The organism is Micromonospora sp. DT41 (assembly GCF_049841715.1).
Classification (GTDB): Bacteria; Actinomycetota; Actinomycetes; order Mycobacteriales; family Micromonosporaceae; genus Micromonospora; species Micromonospora profundi.
This window is the reverse complement of record NZ_JBNCKU010000006.1, coordinates 423,582-438,912: the sequence shown is the minus strand read 5'-3', so window position 1 is coordinate 438,912 and position 15,331 is coordinate 423,582. Positions and strand designations below refer to the sequence as shown.

The 15,331-nt window shown below is 71.6% G+C and carries 15 protein-coding genes; 6 read left to right on the top strand and 9 right to left on the bottom strand.

The window, feature by feature from the left end:
• Nucleotides 1-308 precede the first annotated feature (308 nt).
• Both ACLQ23_RS14900 and ACLQ23_RS14895 read left to right on the top strand, forming a co-directional pair.
• Entirely contained in the window at nt 309-3,290 is a 2,982-nt protein-coding gene (locus ACLQ23_RS14900; protein WP_425880739.1) for a glycoside hydrolase family 3 C-terminal domain-containing protein, read from the top strand.
• A gap of 107 nt (nt 3,291-3,397) precedes the next feature.
• Nucleotides 3,398-4,612 carry an FUSC family protein gene (locus ACLQ23_RS14895; protein ID WP_425880738.1) on the top strand — a complete coding sequence of 405 codons (1,215 nt, stop codon included), beginning with the start codon at nt 3,398-3,400 and terminating at the stop codon, nt 4,610-4,612.
• Nucleotides 4,613-4,628: 16 nt separating this feature from the next.
• On the opposite strand, the gene ACLQ23_RS14890 is transcribed toward ACLQ23_RS14895, so the two are convergent.
• The 3 genes from ACLQ23_RS14890 to ACLQ23_RS14880 form a co-directional block, all read right to left on the bottom strand.
• Nucleotides 4,629-5,027, bottom strand: a complete 399-nt coding sequence (locus ACLQ23_RS14890) for a nuclear transport factor 2 family protein (protein WP_425880737.1) — start codon at nt 5,025-5,027, stop codon at nt 4,629-4,631.
• Between the two features lie 70 nt (nt 5,028-5,097).
• Nucleotides 5,098-5,565: a VOC family protein gene (locus ACLQ23_RS14885; RefSeq protein ID WP_355593466.1), complete on the bottom strand. Its 468-nt coding sequence runs from the start codon at nt 5,563-5,565 to the stop codon at nt 5,098-5,100.
• Nucleotides 5,566-5,635: 70 nt separating this feature from the next.
• The gene (locus ACLQ23_RS14880; RefSeq protein ID WP_355593774.1) at nt 5,636-6,463 is read right to left on the bottom strand and encodes a DUF72 domain-containing protein; all 828 of its coding nucleotides are present in this window, start codon (nt 6,461-6,463) and stop codon (nt 5,636-5,638) included.
• A 111-nt stretch (nt 6,464-6,574) separates the two neighbouring features.
• Here ACLQ23_RS14880 and ACLQ23_RS14875 point away from each other — a divergent pair, with 111 nt between their 5' ends.
• Complete coding sequence (locus tag ACLQ23_RS14875) at nt 6,575-7,594, top strand: glycosyltransferase (RefSeq protein WP_425880736.1); 1,020 nt, start codon at nt 6,575-6,577, stop codon at nt 7,592-7,594.
• Nucleotides 7,595-7,654: 60 nt separating this feature from the next.
• Nucleotides 7,655-8,404: a Clp protease N-terminal domain-containing protein gene (locus tag ACLQ23_RS14870; RefSeq protein ID WP_425880735.1), complete on the top strand. Its 750-nt coding sequence runs from the start codon at nt 7,655-7,657 to the stop codon at nt 8,402-8,404.
• A gap of 29 nt (nt 8,405-8,433) precedes the next feature.
• On the opposite strand, the gene ACLQ23_RS14865 is transcribed toward ACLQ23_RS14870, so the two are convergent.
• Nucleotides 8,434-8,952, bottom strand: a complete 519-nt coding sequence (locus tag ACLQ23_RS14865; protein WP_425880734.1) for a hypothetical protein — start codon at nt 8,950-8,952, stop codon at nt 8,434-8,436.
• Nucleotides 8,953-9,068: 116 nt separating this feature from the next.
• Nucleotides 9,069-9,257 carry a DNA repair protein gene (locus ACLQ23_RS14860; RefSeq protein ID WP_355593474.1) on the bottom strand — a complete coding sequence of 63 codons (189 nt, stop codon included), beginning with the start codon at nt 9,255-9,257 and terminating at the stop codon, nt 9,069-9,071.
• Nucleotides 9,258-9,438: 181 nt separating this feature from the next.
• On the opposite strand from ACLQ23_RS14860, the gene ACLQ23_RS14855 reads away from it, so the two are divergent.
• On the top strand, nt 9,439-10,101 hold the full coding sequence (locus ACLQ23_RS14855; RefSeq protein WP_425880743.1) for a GNAT family N-acetyltransferase: 663 nt from the start codon (nt 9,439-9,441) through the stop codon (nt 10,099-10,101).
• Between the two features lie 239 nt (nt 10,102-10,340).
• Here the strand turns inward: ACLQ23_RS14855 and ACLQ23_RS14850 are convergent, their stop codons facing one another.
• The 4 genes from ACLQ23_RS14850 to ACLQ23_RS14835 all read right to left on the bottom strand — a co-directional run bounded on the left by ACLQ23_RS14850 (nt 10,341) and on the right by ACLQ23_RS14835 (nt 13,836).
• Nucleotides 10,341-11,039: a TetR family transcriptional regulator gene (locus ACLQ23_RS14850; protein ID WP_355593478.1), complete on the bottom strand. Its 699-nt coding sequence runs from the start codon at nt 11,037-11,039 to the stop codon at nt 10,341-10,343.
• Nucleotides 11,002-11,496: a thiol-disulfide oxidoreductase DCC family protein gene (locus ACLQ23_RS14845; RefSeq protein WP_355593480.1), complete on the bottom strand. Its 495-nt coding sequence runs from the start codon at nt 11,494-11,496 to the stop codon at nt 11,002-11,004. Before ACLQ23_RS14845 ends, ACLQ23_RS14850 begins: the two co-directional genes overlap by 38 nt.
• Nucleotides 11,493-12,035 carry a hypothetical protein gene (locus tag ACLQ23_RS14840; protein ID WP_355593481.1) on the bottom strand — a complete coding sequence of 181 codons (543 nt, stop codon included), beginning with the start codon at nt 12,033-12,035 and terminating at the stop codon, nt 11,493-11,495. The genes ACLQ23_RS14845 and ACLQ23_RS14840 overlap by 4 nt, the downstream gene beginning before the upstream one ends.
• A 346-nt stretch (nt 12,036-12,381) precedes the next feature.
• Entirely contained in the window at nt 12,382-13,836 is a 1,455-nt protein-coding gene (locus ACLQ23_RS14835) for a glycoside hydrolase family 3 N-terminal domain-containing protein (RefSeq protein WP_425880733.1), read from the bottom strand.
• Nucleotides 13,837-14,003: 167 nt separating this feature from the next.
• Between ACLQ23_RS14835 and ACLQ23_RS14830 the strand changes: the two genes are divergently transcribed.
• Nucleotides 14,004-15,179: an ROK family transcriptional regulator gene (locus ACLQ23_RS14830; RefSeq protein ID WP_053657608.1), complete on the top strand. Its 1,176-nt coding sequence runs from the start codon at nt 14,004-14,006 to the stop codon at nt 15,177-15,179.
• Nucleotides 15,180-15,331: the final 152 nt, after the last annotated feature.

Genomic DNA, 15,331 nt, shown 5'->3' with positions numbered 1-15,331 from the left:
CATCCCCCCCGCCGCCCCCCCGCCCTCGGCGGGGCTCCTCCCCCCCCCCCCCCCCCCCCCGCCGCACGCGCAACCCCGGCTGTCCCGGCTGCCCCGGCGAACGCGCCGACGCCGCGCACGCTCTTGCCATCGATAGGCGCACGTCTATAGTTGCGCGCATCACCACACATTGCGGCCGTGGCATCGCCGCCGGGTCATCGAAGCGCTTCGACGGCCTCGATCCCCGGGCCCGTCAGCCGGGTGTCGCGCCTGGCCACGCCGGTCTCGACGCCTCCTGGGCGTCTGCCGCACGACACGAGGAGAACCGCATGCGGAACAGGCGCCTCCGGCGCGGAATCACCGCGCTCGCGCTCGCCCTGCTGGCCCTGCCGGCCGTCCCCGGCACGGCACTCGCCGAACCCACGTACCCGTTCCGAGATCCACACCTGCCCGTGAACGCCCGCGTCGACGACCTGCTCGGCCGGCTCACCCAGGACGAGAAGATCTCGATGCTGCACCAGTACCAACCGGCCATCCCACGGCTGGGCATCGGCCTGTTCAAGACCGGCACCGAGGCGCTGCACGGGATCGCCTGGTCGACCGACATCGACAACAACGGCGCGGTGGTGAAGGCCAAGGGAACGACGTTCCCGCAGCCGGTGGGCATGGCGAGCACCTGGAACCCGGACCTGATCCGGCGGGTCGGCTCGGCCGTCGGCGACGAGGCGCGCGGTCACCACGCGCAGAATCCCCGGGTCTGGGGGCTCAACCTGTGGGCACCGGTGGTCAACCTGCTCCGCGACCCCCGCTGGGGCCGCAACGAGGAGGGCTACTCGGAAGACCCGACGCTCACCGCCGCGATCTCCACGGCATACGGCTCCGGGATGACCGGCGGGGACCCCGACCACCTCAAGAGCGCGCCGACCCTCAAGCACTACCTGGCCTACAACAACGAGGTACGCCGCGACGTCACGTCCTCGAACGTGCCCCCTCGGGTGCTCAACGAGTACGAGCGCGCCGCGTTCAAACCGGCAATCGCCGCCGACGCGGCGACCGGGGTGATGGCCTCGTACAACCTGGTGAACGGCCGCCCCGCGACAGTGGACCCGGACCTGGCCACGGTGATCCGCGGCTGGACCGACAAGCCGCTGATGAACGTGACCGACGCGTGGGCGCCGAACAACCTCATCGGCTCCCAGGGGTACTACGCGACACTGCCCGAGGGGAACGCGGCCATCGTCAAGGCCGGCGCCAACAGCTTCATCACCGACGACACCAACGCGCAGCCGACAGTCACCGCCATCAAGCAGGCACTGGCGACCGGGCTGCTCACCGAGCGGGACATCGACGCACGTATCCGGGAGACCCTGAACATCCGGATCCGGCTGGGGGAGTTCGACCCGGGCGGCGGCCGGTACGGCGGGATCACACCGGACGTCATCAACAGCCCCGAACACCAGCGCCTGGCCCGGCAGGCCGCCGGCGAGGCGATGGTGCTGCTCAAGAACTCCCGGCAGGCACTTCCGCTTGACCCGACCCGGACCCGCAAGGTGGCAGTGCTCGGCCCGCTGGCCGACACCCTCTACACCGACTGGTACGGCGGCGACCTGCCGTACCAGGTGACGGCGCTCGACGGCATCCGTGAACGGCTGGGCAGCGCAGCCAGCGTCAGCGGGCTCGACGGTGCCGACCGGATCACGCTGAAGGACCCGGCCGGCCGGTACGTCACCGCCACCGGCACCACCGACGCCGATCCGGTCGCCGCCACCGGCACCACGGCCTCCGCCGCCGCCCAGTTCGACGTGGTGGACTGGGGCCAGGATGTGGTGACGCTGCGCAACGCCGCCAACGGCCGCTACCTCGGCTACAACTGGGGGCCGTTCCTCACCCGCGACGAGCAGCCGAACGGTTGGTACGTGCAGCAGCAGTTCAAGCTGGAGCCGCAGGCCGACGGAACCGTCGCGCTGCGCTACGCCGGCTACGAGACCAAGGAGAGCTGGTTCGGCCCCGAGCGGTACATCACCGTCGGTGCCGACGGTGCCCTCACGCTCGGCGCCACCACGGCGGCCGACGCCACCCACTTCAGCCGTGAGGTGATCAGCAGCGGAATCGACAGGGCGGTCGCCGCGGCCAGGGCTGCCGACACCGCAGTGCTCGTGGTCGGCAGCAACCCGTTCATCAACGGGCGCGAGGCGCACGACCGTACATCGATGGCGCTGAGCACCGGCCAGGAGGCGCTGGTCAAGGCCGTTACCGCTGCCAACCCGCGTACCGTGCTGGTGCTCCAGACCAGCTACCCGGTCACCACCGGCTGGGTACAGGAGCACGTTCCGGCAATCGTCTGGACCACCCACGCGGGCGCCGAGACCGGGCACGCCATCGCCGACGTCCTGTTCGGCGACCGCAACCCGTCCGGCAAGCTCACCCAGACCTGGTACCGCTCGGACCGGCAACTGCCGCCGGACCTGCTGGAGTACGACATCATCTCGTCCGACCAGACGTACCTGTACAGCAGCGCGAAGCCGCTCTATCCGTTCGGCCACGGGCTGTCGTACACCCGGTTCCGGTACGGCCAGCCCCGCGTCGACGCGCGGTCGGTGCGGGCCGACGGCACCATCGGTGTCCGGGTCGACGTGACCAACGTCGGTGACCGGGCCGGGGCCGAGGTGGTGCAGCTCTACACCCACCAGCGCACCTCGCGGGACAAGACCCCGCTCCGGGCGCTCAAGGCGTTCCAGCGGGTGGAGATCCCGGCCGGGCAGACCCGTACCGCGACGCTGCGGCTGCCCGCCGCCGACCTGGCGCACTGGGACGTCACCCGCAGCCGTTGGGTGGTCGAGTCGTCCACCTACGATCTCCTGATCGGCGCGTCCGTCGGGGACCTCCGGGGCCGGACCGCGGTCCAGGTGCGCGGCGAGACGATCCCAGCGCGTGACCTGTCCCGACCCACCCGGGCAGAGAACTTCGACAGGTACGCCGGCGTCCGGCTCGTCGACGAGACGAAACCCAGCGGTACGGCAGTGGGCGCCACCGCCGCCGGTCAGTGGATCTCGTTCGACGGCTCCGCTCTGCGCCCTGGCGTCCACACCTTCACAGCGAAGGTGGCAAGGGCCGGCGCGGGCGCCGGCACCATCCAGATCCGGCTGGGCTCGCCCACCGGACGGTTGCTGGGCACGGCCGCCGTGTCCAGCACCGGTGACGACTACCGGTACGCCAGCGTGAGCACCAGGCTGGCGGGTGCCGCCGGCACTCACGACGTGTACCTGGTGTTCGACTCCGCGTTGCGGATCGCTGACTTCTCCATCAGGTGACCCGGTGCCCGGGCCGGGACGGGAACCTCCGTCCCGGCCCGGTTGCGCCCTTTCCGCCCGCTGCTGACCTACCGGATAGTTTGGGGCTGGCGGGGTAAGCGGCGCCCGTGCCCGCCAACGAGCAGCCGGCAGCCGAACCCGGTCCGCCTCCACACGGGCGCGACCAGGCGCAACGGACGCTCGCCGACCTGCGGGAGCGGGGACAGCGCTCGGCACGCGCCCGTGCCTGGCGGCTGCGCCTGTACGGTCTGCTCATCGTCCAGGCGGGCATCGCGGCGGCGATCGCGTGGTTCGTGGCGTACCAGTTTCTGGGCGATTCCTCGCCGATCGTCGCACCCACCACAGCGGTCGGCATCGTGGCAGCCTCGATGGGATCACGCCTGCGGCGCACGATCGAGCTGCTGGCCGGGGTGACCCTGGGGCTCGCCGTCGGTGACCTCCTCATGCCGTTCTTCGGCATCGGGCCCTGGCAGACGGGTGTCGTCGTCATTCTGGCGATCACCGTGGCCGTGCTGCTCAAGGGCGGTGGCTCTCTGATCACCCAGGCCGGCGGCACCGCGGTGCTGATCGCCACCCTGGAACCGCCCGTACACGAGCTGTCCGTTCCCCGGTTCGTCGACGCTGCGGTGGGCGGGTTGGTCGGGCTTGCGGTCGGGCTACTGCTGGTGCCCATCCACCCGAAGCGGACGCTGATGCGCCTGGCCGAGCCCGTCGTCAACTCCTCGGCCACGGCCCTGCACTCGCTGTCTGCGGCGCTGCGCATTCGTAACCTCGGTGAGGCCGAACGGAGCCTCGGTATGTTGCGGAGCCTCACCTCCCAGATCAACGCGCTGAACGAAGGGCTCAGCGCGGCCGAGGAGGTGGTGCGGTTGGCGCCCCTGCGGTGGTGTGAGCGCGACTCCCTGGCCTTCCACGCGGATTCGATCCGTCATCTGGAACGCTCCATACACAGCGCCCGGTCCCTGACGCGGCGACTCACAACGGCCCTCAAAGACGACGAACCGATCCCCGAGGAATTCCCGGCGGCCGTCGACCTGCTGGGCGCGGCATGGGTGACCCTGCGCTGGGCGATCCAGGCCGGTACGGAGCCGCGGGAGACGCGCGAGCAGATCCTGAAGGGCGTCGAGTTGGTAGGGCAGGCACAGGGTGGGGTTTCGCGGATCACCACCAGCCCGCACTCGCACAGGTTGGGCTATTCGGGGCTGATCGCGGTGGGCGAGTTCCGGACCGCCGCGCACGACCTGCTCATCTCCAGCGGTGTGGAGACCGAACGCGCGGCCAGGATGGTGCGCCGGGCGGGGGGCTGGCACGGGCACGAATGAGTCGCGTCGCCCCACGTCACCCGAACAAGTCGCCCGGTGGCAGGTGGCGGCCCTGCCTGGCGTGCGAATAGTCCCGAGACTCGGCCACCAGGCCAGCCTCGTCGAAGCGCAGCACCGTGCAGCCGGAGATGGTCATGGGCTGGTCGCCGACGTGGATCACCGACCAGTACTCCACAGCCGCCGTGTCGCCATCGACGCGTGGCTCGGCGAACCACACCTGCGCCGGGCGGGACTCCTCGGTGAAGCACTCCGTCAGATAGGCACGCAGGCCGGACCGCCCCCGGTAGGGACGGAACATCGAGGCCCAGTGGTCGCCGCTCTCGTTCTGAAGGGCGGCGATCGCCTCGGCGTCCTTGATCGGCCAGGCGTCGGCCCACGTCCTGGCCCAGCGCCGGGCCGCCTCTCGGGTGTCCATGGATAGCCCCTCCGCCTGGCCCGTGATGTCGGCGCCAGTGCACCACGAGGCACCGACATCGAGCGCCCGGTCAGGCCGTCGCGCGTGCGGCGAGCACGTCGAGGTAGTGCGGGTTCGTCATCACGCCCAGCACGTTGCCGAACGGGTCGACAACCGAGGCGGTGACGAAACCCTGGTCCCCGTGCGGCGTGATCGGCTGGTACTCCGTCGCGCCCATCGCCAACAGCCGCGCCACGGTGGCCTCAAGGTCGTCGACGTGCCAGTGCATGACGACGCCGCCCGGCCCCGCCGTCGCCCCGGGTGGCGCCCACCTGCGGTCGATGATGCCCAACTCGCCCTGGTAGTCGCCGATACGGAACTCGGTGTACGCGGGGCGCCCGTCCGGGCCCGGCCGCAGGAAGTACGCCTCCTGGCCCAGGAACTCCGCGTACCACTGCGTGGCCGCTGCCACGTCGTCGGCCCAGATGTTGAGTGTGGCGAATCCCCGCAGGCTCATCGTGTCCCCCTCGTCGATGTCGTCGGCGATCACGCTATCCACGATTGCGGACAATGCGGTTCCGCAATCGCGATCGACACGCCAGCGCTGGTCAGAAGCGCGCCAGCGCTGGTCAGAAGAGGGTCAGCGGTTCGGCAGGTATCGGATCGGGCAACGCGTCGAGGCCGGGTACGCGGGCGCGTACCTCGTCGTGGAACCGGCGGGCGAGCACCGGCGCGTCGGCGTTGTCCGGCGTGTGGATGAACACCGTCGGGGAGCGGCCCTCCCGCAGCCAGTCGGCGACGATGCCGACCCAGCCCTGCCACCCCTCGGTCGTCCGGGTCACGTCGTCGCGACCGAGGTAGCGGACGATCGGGCGGTCGGTGAGCGCCGACGACCGCAGGGGCAGGCGGGGCTTCTTGGTCCAGGCCTCCCGCTCCGCGTCGCTCGTCGGCGGGCTCGTGAAGAACGCTGTGGTGTCGAAGGGGATCCACTCGGCCGAAACGCCGGCGAGGGTTGCTTCGAGCAGCCGGATCGCGGAGGTGTCCGTGAAGAACGCCTGGTGACGGACCTCCACGGCGTACCTGTGGGACTGCGGGAGTTGACCAAGGAAACGGCCCAGGGCCGGCACGTCGGCGGGAGCGAACGAGCCGGGCAGTTGGATCCAGAGGGCGTGGGCCCGCGGGCCGAGCGGCTCGATGGCGTCCAGGAAGGCGCGCAGCGGACCGTCGGCGTCGGCCAGCCGCCGCTCGTGCGTGATGACCTTGGGAAGTTTGAGGACGAACCGGAAGTCGGGACCGGTCTGCGCGGCCCAGGACGCCACAGTGTCCCGGGCGGGGGTGGCGTAGAACGTGGTGTTCCCCTCGACGGCGTCGCACCAGCTCGCGTAGTGCCGTAGACGCTCGGTGGGCGGCAGTGGATGCGCCACCAGCCGCCCCTGCCACGCCCGGTGGGTCCACATCGCGCATCCCACGTGCAGCCGCATGACCGCCCTCCCCGTGCCGACCGGAGCCCACCGTATACGCATCGACGGGCCCGATCGGCCGACGGTGCTGCAGGTATGGTCCCGGCCATGCGCGTGGTGTTCGCAAGCCTTTCGTCAGTCAGTCACACCTACCCGCTGATCCCGCTGGCGATCGCCGCGCGGGACGCCGGTCACGAGGTCCACTTCGCCGCGTGCCCGGCTGTGCACGCGCCGCTCGCCGCGAACGGCCTGCGGCCGTTCCGTCCCGGCGACGTGTTCTACGAGGCGTACGCCGAGGATCTCGAACCGGAGTTCGCGCGCCTGAGCCCCGACCTGGTGGTGCACGAGTGGGGGGTGCCGGGGGCGGCGATCGCCGCTCGTCGGGCCGGCGTCCCGGGCATCTGGCACGGGTTCGGCCGGATGTACCCGGACGGCATCGGCCTCGAACTGCCCACCAGGAACGCCGAGGTCGGCGGTCGGCCGCACATCGACATCTGCCCGCCTTCGCTCCAGGACCGGAGCTTCCTCGCCACGCAACGCCGGATCGAGCTGCGACCGGTCCCCTTCTCCACGCCGGCCCCGCTGCCCGTGCGGGCCGGCGGTCGGGCGTCCCAGCCGTTGATCTATCTCACCCTCGGCAACGCGTTCGGTACGGCAGAGCTGTTCAGGACGGCCATCGCCGCTCTGACGCCGCTGGACGTGCAGGTGGTGGTGGCTGCGGGCGGGGTGCCGGTGGAGGAGCTTGGGGAGATCCCCGGCCACGTCACTGTTCAGCAGTGGGTGCCGCAGGCGGAGTTGCTGCCGCTCGTCGACGTGGTGGTGCACCACGGGGGCAGCAACACCACCCTCGGCGCGCTCGCGGCCGGCGTACCCCAGCTGATGGTGCCGCAGGGTGCCGACCAGTTCTCCAACGCGGATGCGGTTACCGCCGCCGGTGCGGGTCTGCGGCTGCTCCCCGGGGAGGTGACGGCGGACGCCATCGCCGAGCAGGTCCACGCGTTGCTGCCGCAGTACGGCAACGCGGCGTACCGCGACGCTGCCCGCGAGATCGCGGAGGAGATCTCCCGCATGCCCTCTCCGGCGGAGGTCGCCTGCCGCCTACCGGAGTACGCCGAGACGGCAGTGTGAACGACCGGGCATCGTCAACTAAGGGTTGACGATAAGGGTGCGTCAACTTATGGTTGACGCATGACGGAACCCAGCCAGACGAACAGCGCCCTGAAGCTCGACGTCCTCATCCAGTCGATCAACAAGCTGCACACCGACGCGCTCGACCAGCTCAGCGACGCGGTCCTCGTCGCCGATCACCTCGGCGAGGTCGCCGATCACCTGATCGGGCACTTCGTCGACCAGGCGCGGCGCTCCGGCGCCTCCTGGACCGACATCGGCCGCAGCATGGGGGTCACCAAGCAGGCCGCCCAGAAGCGCTTCGTGCCGAAGGCGACCGACGCGGGCCCGCTCGACCCCGACGCCGGCTTCGGCCGGTTCACCCCTCGTGCCCGCAACGTGGTGATGGCCTCCCAGGAGGAGGCCCGTGCCAGCGGCAACACCGAGATCGGCCCCGAGCACCTGGTGCTGGGCCTGCTCGCCGAACCGGACGCGCTTGCCGCCCGGGCGATGGCCGCTCGCGGGGTCGCTCCCGAGGCGGTGCGCGAGGCGGTCGCCGCAGTCCTCCCGCCGCGGGCCGAGCAGGTCCCGGACCTCATTCCGTACGACGCGCGGGGCAAGAAGGCGCTGGAGCTGACCTTCCGGGAGGCGCTGCGCCTCGGGCACAACTACATCGGCACCGAGCACATCCTGCTCGCCCTGCTGGAGCAGGAGGACGGTGCCGGTGTGCTCACCAACCTCGGCCTGGAGAAGGCAGCGATCGAGGCCGACCTGGTCGCCACCCTCGCCGCCGTGGTCAAGGCGGCCGGCTCGGGCGACACCACCCCGTAGCCGCCTGGTGATCCCCGGGCGGCGAGGGCTCAGAAGACGTCGGGGAAGCCGTACCGCAGGGCGTGCTCCGGATCGGCCGGGTCGATCTGGCGTACGCCCGCGTCGGCGAGCCGCTTGTTGACCTCGTCGAGGTGCTCGCGCACCAGCCGGGCCTCCTCCTCGGTGACCCGACCCCGGTGCGGCTTGCCGGCGTGCTCCAACGTGCCGTAGTCGACCTTTTCGGCGCTCTTGCGGGCCTTGGGCGGGCGGACCCGCTCGGCGGTCTTCAGCAACTGCGCCATCGGCACGTCGGTGGCCATCGCGTCGAACTCGCTGGCGGTGAGCACCACCCGCCGGGGCTCGCCGCCGCCGTGCTGGTCGTGGATCTCGACAACGGCGACGTCAAGGGCCGCGTCGTCGATGTTCTCCACCTCGCCCGGGGTGGCATCCAACTGCACAGGCCCGGCGACCAGGTCCGGGTGCTCCAGGACGACGACGCGAACCACCTCGTCGTCCTGCTGCAGAACGGTGCCGGTGAAATCGGAGACGTGGATCGTCTTCTTGCCCATGCGCGGAGCTTCTCCTGTCGTTGCCGGAATCCGGACCACAAGAAATTACCCGACAGGTGTGCGAATGCCGCCGCTGGACGGCCCGGGTGTGTCGTGCGCCCGGGCGTGGAACCTGGTCAGTGGGTGTTGAGGCGGTGCCGACTGGAGTTGCCGGCCGGCAGCGCGTCCAGCGCCGCCCAGGGCAGAGCGCCCGTCGTGCGCGGCGCCCGGTGCCGTGGCTGGGCCGGGAGGTGACCCACGGCCTCCGCTGCCCGCCAGGGTCGCTCGGCGTCCTGGAGGTGGCGGTCGTTCGGCTGTATCGGCATGACCCTACCGTCCCAGACAAAGGTGTCGAGATATGGAAATACATATGATGCTCGATCGGTATACCCAGGGCCGGGGCCGAATACGCACGTGAGAAGCGGCTCCGCGTACCGGATCGTCCCGCCCGGTCGCGCCACCCGGCGTACGGTGATCCACGACGGCCGGGTGACGGGGGAGGTACGCATGCTCGACCGGCGACTCCACCTGCACCTGGCCTCCTGGCTCGGCCAGTGGCCGGCGGCGCCCGGGTTGCACGTTGTCGCCTCCCACCGGCGGACCCGGCCAGCCTGGGACGGTCGGCTGCGCCCGGCGCTCGCCGTGGACACCGGGCACAGCGCGGTGCTCTCGGTCGCGCCGGAGCGGGTGGCGGCGATCCGGGCGCTGCTCGCACGCGCACCGGACCGCCTGCTCGCCGCGCTACCGGACGCCGTCGGCCTGCCTGCCTGGTGCCTGCACGACGGCCCGTTCCGGTGGAGCCTCAACCCGGCTCCGCTGCCGGACGTGGGGGAGTGGACCGAGTCCACCGCCCCGGGGCTGCCGCCCTGGTTGCGACTGTTCGACAGGCCGGTGCTCGTCGTGCGGGACACGGACGGCGCGTACCTGGCCGGGGCCGGGATCAAACGGCACGACGCGTACGGGCAGGAGTTGGCCGTCGGCACAGTGCCTGCCGCCCGGGGTCGTGGTCTCGCGCGTCGACTTGTGGCACAGGCGGCACGGCGGGTGCTCGAAGAGGGTGCGGTGCCGACGTACCTGCACGAGAAGGACAATCACGCCTCGGCTCGGGTCGCGGAGGCGGCGGGCTTCCCGGATCGGGGCTGGCGGGCGTACGGGGTCTATCCCCAGTGAGCGGGCAAACGGCGCGACCTGCCGGTCGGTCGTCAGGGCGCGGACCGTGGATCCCGGGCCGGATCCACGGTCCGCAACCTCCCCCCAGGTCCCGGTAACGGGCGACCGGCCGTGGCGGGCCGGTCCGTGTCGATCACGCTACGTATCGAAGTGGTGTGGTGCAAGGCGTAAGCGGTCGCCTCGGAGTGTCGAATTGTGGACTTGACCTGCGGCGGAGCCTGAAGCGGTGATTGGCAGGGTCAGTGACGTAGCGTGCGGATGAGGGCAAGCACCTGTCGCGTCGCCGGGCGGAGCACCCGAAGCCGGGACAGCCCCACCAGTTGGTCGATCAACGGCACGGCGCCGTCGATCAACTGTCGGGTCTTGGTCTGCCCGGGAGACCTGTCGTGCACCCAGTAGAGGACCACGCCCATGTACGCCAGCCAGAGCAGCTCGGGCAGCTGAGGGCGGAGCTCGGGGTCGACCTTGGCCGTCGAGCCGTTGAGCACCTCGGCGAAGAGCCCGATGGCCGCTTCCCGGGGGCCCGAGGACTCCGCGGAGAAGGGACTCAGCGGCGACGTGGGCTCCGCCGCCATCTTGAAGAAGCTGGCCGCGAACTCGTGCGACGGGGTCAGCACGTCGATGGCGGCGTGCAGCACGCCCGCGAGCCGGGCGGCGAACGCGTCCTCCCGGTCGAGCACCGGTTGGGAGGCGGCCCGGTGCTCGACCTGCGACTGGGCGTAGAACTCCTGGATCAGGTGGTCCTTCGAGCCGAAGTAGTAGTAGGCGTTGCCCACTGCGACCCCGGCCTCCTGCGCGATCGCCCGCATCGTGGTCTGGGCGTAGCCCCGCTCCCGGAACAGCCGCATCGCGGTGTCCCGGATCAGCTGTCGGGTCTGCTCCCCCCGGACGGTCGCGGGATCACCCGCAGTGGTCGTCGGCGCAGGCTGCTCGGTCATCGGGGCCACCGTATCCCGCCAGGTCACCCGTCGGCTCGGCCAACGGATCGCGAATCCGCTCCCGGATCGCCGAGGCGGTGGCCACCACCTGCCGGGCGAGCGGCAACAGGTGCGGCCGCGCCAGCCGCTCGGCAGTGGACCGGTGGTCGGCCAGCGCCCAGAGGCACGCGAACCAGGCGCCGTCGCCCGCGTACACCTCCCCGGTGTCGGCCACCACTGTCAGATCACGCAGCGTCGCGTCGTGGTCGAGGCCGGGGAAGCGCCGCCTGGCGTCAGCCGAGCCGGCCGGCACGAACTCAAGGGGTACGAGCTGGGGGCGCGACGCGAGCCACCGGCGGGCGGCCCGGCACAGCGGGCACGTCGCGTCGAACAGGACGGTGAACCTCTGGACCCCACCACCCCCGTGCGCGGTGGGGTCCAGAGGCCGGTCGGGACCGCCGGCCGGTGTGACGGTCATCGGGCCTGGGGGTTGGTACCCGGGCCGGTGCCGCCCTGCTGCGGCCCGCCCTGGTGTGGCCCGCCCTGCTGCGGTCCGACGGGCGGCGCTCCGACGGGCTGTGGCACGGGCTGGTGCGGCACGGGCTGGTGCGGTGCGGCCGCGTATTGCATCGGGAGCCTGCCGATCGGCGCCAGCGGCGGGTGCGGGGCCATCTGGCGGAGGCGATTCCGGCGGTACCGACCCAGTGCGAAGACGTTGAAGAAGTGCAGCGCGCCGAGCACCAGCAGCACCAGGCCGATCTTCATCGACAGCTCCTCCATCGCCTGGCTCGTCGAATCCACCGGATCGGGGTGCTTCATCGACACCGTCACGTAGCCGAGGTTGAGCAGGTAGAACCCGACCACGAGCAGGCTGTTGACGGCGCGGGCGAGCCGCTCGTCGGCGAACACCTCTTCGAGGAAGACCTGTCCGTTGCGGGCCAGCGCACGGGCCACCCAGATGGTCAGGCCGACGCTCACTGCCAGATAGATCAGGTACATCCAGACCTTGGTATCCATGCGGAGACCCTTCTTGAACACGTTCAACTGGTGATGTCATGAGCGTAGAGCAATATTTGAACGTGTTCAACAGCTGGTCCCCGGCGGCGAGCGGATCGACATGCGCTGGGGCACGGTGAGCGCCGGGATGAGGGTGAGGTGCGCGTCCTTTGCTCTGCTTACACCCACGCAACAGAACTGGGACGAAAGTGTTGCGTGGATTGAAGCAGAGCAAAGGACGCGCAGAGGTAGGTGTGGTGAGCGACCCACGACACGGGTTGCTACGCGCAGCGGGCGCGGTGGGCGAACCCCGACACGGGCCGGCACGCGCAGGCGGCGGGCAACCCGCCACAGAGGACGCCAGGGCTCAGTCGGCCAGGCCGAGGACCTCCGCAGCGGCCCGGCCGTTGGCGTGGCTCGCGCCGTACGTCGTGACGAAGGCGCGTACGCCGGACGGACGCCACTGTGCCGGCCAGCCCATCTCCACAACTGTCACCGGATGCTCCGCGGCCAGGGCGGTGATCAGCTCCGGACCGCCGGGCAGGCGGTGCAGGTGCCGGCCCACAAGCACGATCGACCGGTCACCGGCCAACCCGCGCAGCGTCGCGTGGTCGGTCTCGGCGGCGACCACCTGGATCTCGGGCACACCGTCCAGGTGTGGACCGAGGCCCCAGGGCACCCGCCCCTCGGCGATCGTGGACTCGGTGTGCAGCTGCACCACAAGAGGCTGGTCCAGCCCGGTGAGCACACCGTCCACCCGGACCGCCCGGCGTGCCGCCGCGTACCCCAGATCGGGGTCGACCGTTGCCGGCGCGTCGCCTGCGGCCCGGGTCCAGGCCGCCAGCGCGGCGGCGCGGCCGGCCGCCTCCTCGACCCGTGCGGTCGCAAGCGTGCCGTCGGCAAGCGCCTCGACGATCTGTGCGGCCACCCGCTCGACCAGCTCGGCATCGACCTTCGCGCCGATGCACAGCAGGTCGGCGCCGGCCGCCAGGGCCCGGACCGCGGCCGGCCCGACTCCACCGGCGGCCACCGCCGCGCCCTTCATCTCCAGCGCGTCGGTGATCACGGTGCCGGTGAAGCCGTACTCACCGCGGAGGAGGTCGACAAGGACGGCCCGGCTGAAGGTGGCCGGACCGTCGCCGGTCAGCGCGGGCACCCGGATGTGCGCGGTCATCACGGCACGCGCACCGGCGGCGACGACCGCGGCGAATGGCGGCAGGTCCCGCTGGCGCAGAAGCTCCACCGGAACGTCCACCATTGGCAGCTCATGGTGCGAGTCGGTGACTGTGGCGCCGTGGCCGGGAAAGTGCTTGGCGCAGGCGGCGACACCCGCGGACTGGAGCCCGGAGACGGCGGCGGCCGAGTGGGCGGCCACCCGGAGCGGATCCGCGCCGAACGACCTCGTGCCGATCACGGGGTTGTCGTCGGCGCTGTTGACGTCAACTGTCGGGGCGAGGTTGACGGTGATGCCGAGCGCGGCCAGTTCGGCGCCGATCGCCTGGTAGACCCGCCGGGTGAGCGCCACGTCGCCGATCGCGCCGAGGGCGGCGTTGCCGGGGTACGGGCTGCCGGTGGCGTGCGCCAGCCGGGTCACGTCGCCGCCCTCCTCGTCGATGGCGATCAGCGCGTCGGGTCGGCCGCTGCGCAGCGCGGCGGTGCTGGCCGCGACCTGGCCGGGATCCCGCACGTTGGTGCCGAAGAGGGTGTGCCCGGCCAGCCCGTCGGCGAGCAGTTCGACAGCCCACTCCGGCGGGACCGGTCCCTGGTACGCGGCGAGCAACGTGCCCAGCGCGAGCCTGCGCAGCCCTGGATCCAGCCTCACGTGATCTTCCCCTTCTCTGTCCACGGCTGCGAAAAGTCGTACCCGTGGTGGTCATCTCCCTGCACGGTCGGCCGAGCGCTCCACCTGCGGGTGGCCGATACGCTACGGCTACCCGCTCGCAGGTCGTTTTACAGTTAGCAAAGTTTACTAAAACTAGAGGACGTGGCATGAGTGCGACCCGGCTGCCCGGCACCCCCCGCCTGTTGCGGGCCCTCAACGACCGCGCGGCGCTCGAACTGCTCCTCGAACGCGGGCCGCTCACCCGGGCCCGGCTGGGCGAGCTGACCGGGCTGTCCAAAGTCACCGCCTCTCAACTCGTCGAGCGGCTGGAGGAGCGCGGCCTGGTCACCCGGGTCGGCGAGCAGGCCGGCGGTCGAGGACCGAACGCCCAGCTCTACGCGGTACGCCCGGGCAGTGCGCACGTCGTCGGAGTGGACGTCGGCCCGGACCGGGTGGTGGCCGCCTGCGCCGACATCACCGGCGCGGTCATCGGCCGGGTCGAGCAGTCGACGCGGGACACCGACGACCCGGTGGGCGTGGTGCACAACGCAGTGGTGCAGGCCGCGAGCAGCGCACAGGCGCAGCTCAGCAGCGTCCGGCGGATCGTGCTCGGCACCCCCGGCCTGGTCGACCCCCACACCGGCGACATCACCTTCGCCTTCAACCTGCCGCGCTGGCACAGCGGCCTGCTCGCCGCGCTGCGCGACGACCTGCACACCCCCGTGGTCTTCGAGAACGACGTCAACCTGGCCGCGGTGGCCGAGGCGCAGTCCGGCGCCGCGCAGGGGATGGCCGACTTCGTGCTCGTCTGGGTCGGCGCCGGCGTCGGCCTCGCCATCATGCTGGGTGGACGGCTGCACCACGGCAGCAGCGGTGCGGCCGGCGAGATCGGCTACCTGCCGGTGCCCGGCGCGCCCATCCCACGCGACGTCTCCCGCCGCGCCAAGCCGGCCTTCCAGCAGGTCATCGGCGCGGACTCGGTGCGCGCTGTCGCCCGCGAGCACGGCTACCCGGCCACCGACGCCGCCGAGGCGGTACGCGCGGCCGTCGCCGACGGCGCTGCGGGCGGCCCGATGCTCGACGAGCTGGCCCGGCGGCTCGCCCTCGGTGTGGCGAGCACCTGCGTGGTGCTCGACCCGCCGCTCGTGGTGCTCGCCGGTGAGGTCGGCCAGGCCGGCGGGGAAGCGCTCGCCGAGCGGGTGCAGCGCGAGGTCGCGGCCATCACCCTGGTGCGGCCACGGGTGGTGCCCACGGGGCTCACCGAGGAGCCGATCCTGCGCGGCGCGCTGCGCACCGCACTGGACGCCGTCCGCGACGAGGTGTTCGGCTCCACCGTCGGCTGATCCCGCCCTGGCGGTCATGTGAAGGAATATTTCACCGCTGGCGGCCGTACTGCAAGCTCTTGCCGCCCGGTCGTGGGGGCCCCCGCCGGCGGGCCCCCCCCGGGGCCAACCGCCCCCGCCGGCCGCCCCGGCCCGGCCGCGCCGCCGCGGGG

Excerpts from the sequence above, each read along its gene's own strand:
- ACLQ23_RS14900 (WP_425880739.1), top strand. The coding sequence starts at position 309 with ATGCGGAACAGGCGCCTCCGGCGCGGAATCACCGCGCTCGCGCTCGCC.
- ACLQ23_RS14890 (WP_425880737.1), bottom strand. The coding sequence starts at position 5,027 with ATGGACACCCGAGAGGCGGCCCGGCGCTGGGCCAGGACGTGGGCCGAC.
- ACLQ23_RS14880 (WP_355593774.1), bottom strand. The coding sequence starts at position 6,463 with ATGTGGACCCACCGGGCGTGGCAGGGGCGGCTGGTGGCGCATCCACTG.
- ACLQ23_RS14875 (WP_425880736.1), top strand. The coding sequence starts at position 6,575 with ATGCGCGTGGTGTTCGCAAGCCTTTCGTCAGTCAGTCACACCTACCCG.
- ACLQ23_RS14870 (WP_425880735.1), top strand. The coding sequence starts at position 7,655 with ATGACGGAACCCAGCCAGACGAACAGCGCCCTGAAGCTCGACGTCCTC.
- ACLQ23_RS14865 (WP_425880734.1), bottom strand. The coding sequence starts at position 8,952 with ATGGGCAAGAAGACGATCCACGTCTCCGATTTCACCGGCACCGTTCTG.
- ACLQ23_RS14860 (WP_355593474.1), bottom strand. The coding sequence starts at position 9,257 with ATGCCGATACAGCCGAACGACCGCCACCTCCAGGACGCCGAGCGACCC.
- ACLQ23_RS14855 (WP_425880743.1), top strand. The coding sequence starts at position 9,439 with ATGCTCGACCGGCGACTCCACCTGCACCTGGCCTCCTGGCTCGGCCAG.
- ACLQ23_RS14850 (WP_355593478.1), bottom strand. The coding sequence starts at position 11,039 with ATGACCGAGCAGCCTGCGCCGACGACCACTGCGGGTGATCCCGCGACC.
- ACLQ23_RS14845 (WP_355593480.1), bottom strand. The coding sequence starts at position 11,496 with ATGACCGTCACACCGGCCGGCGGTCCCGACCGGCCTCTGGACCCCACC.
- ACLQ23_RS14840 (WP_355593481.1), bottom strand. The coding sequence starts at position 12,035 with ATGGATACCAAGGTCTGGATGTACCTGATCTATCTGGCAGTGAGCGTC.
- ACLQ23_RS14830 (WP_053657608.1), top strand. The coding sequence starts at position 14,004 with ATGAGTGCGACCCGGCTGCCCGGCACCCCCCGCCTGTTGCGGGCCCTC.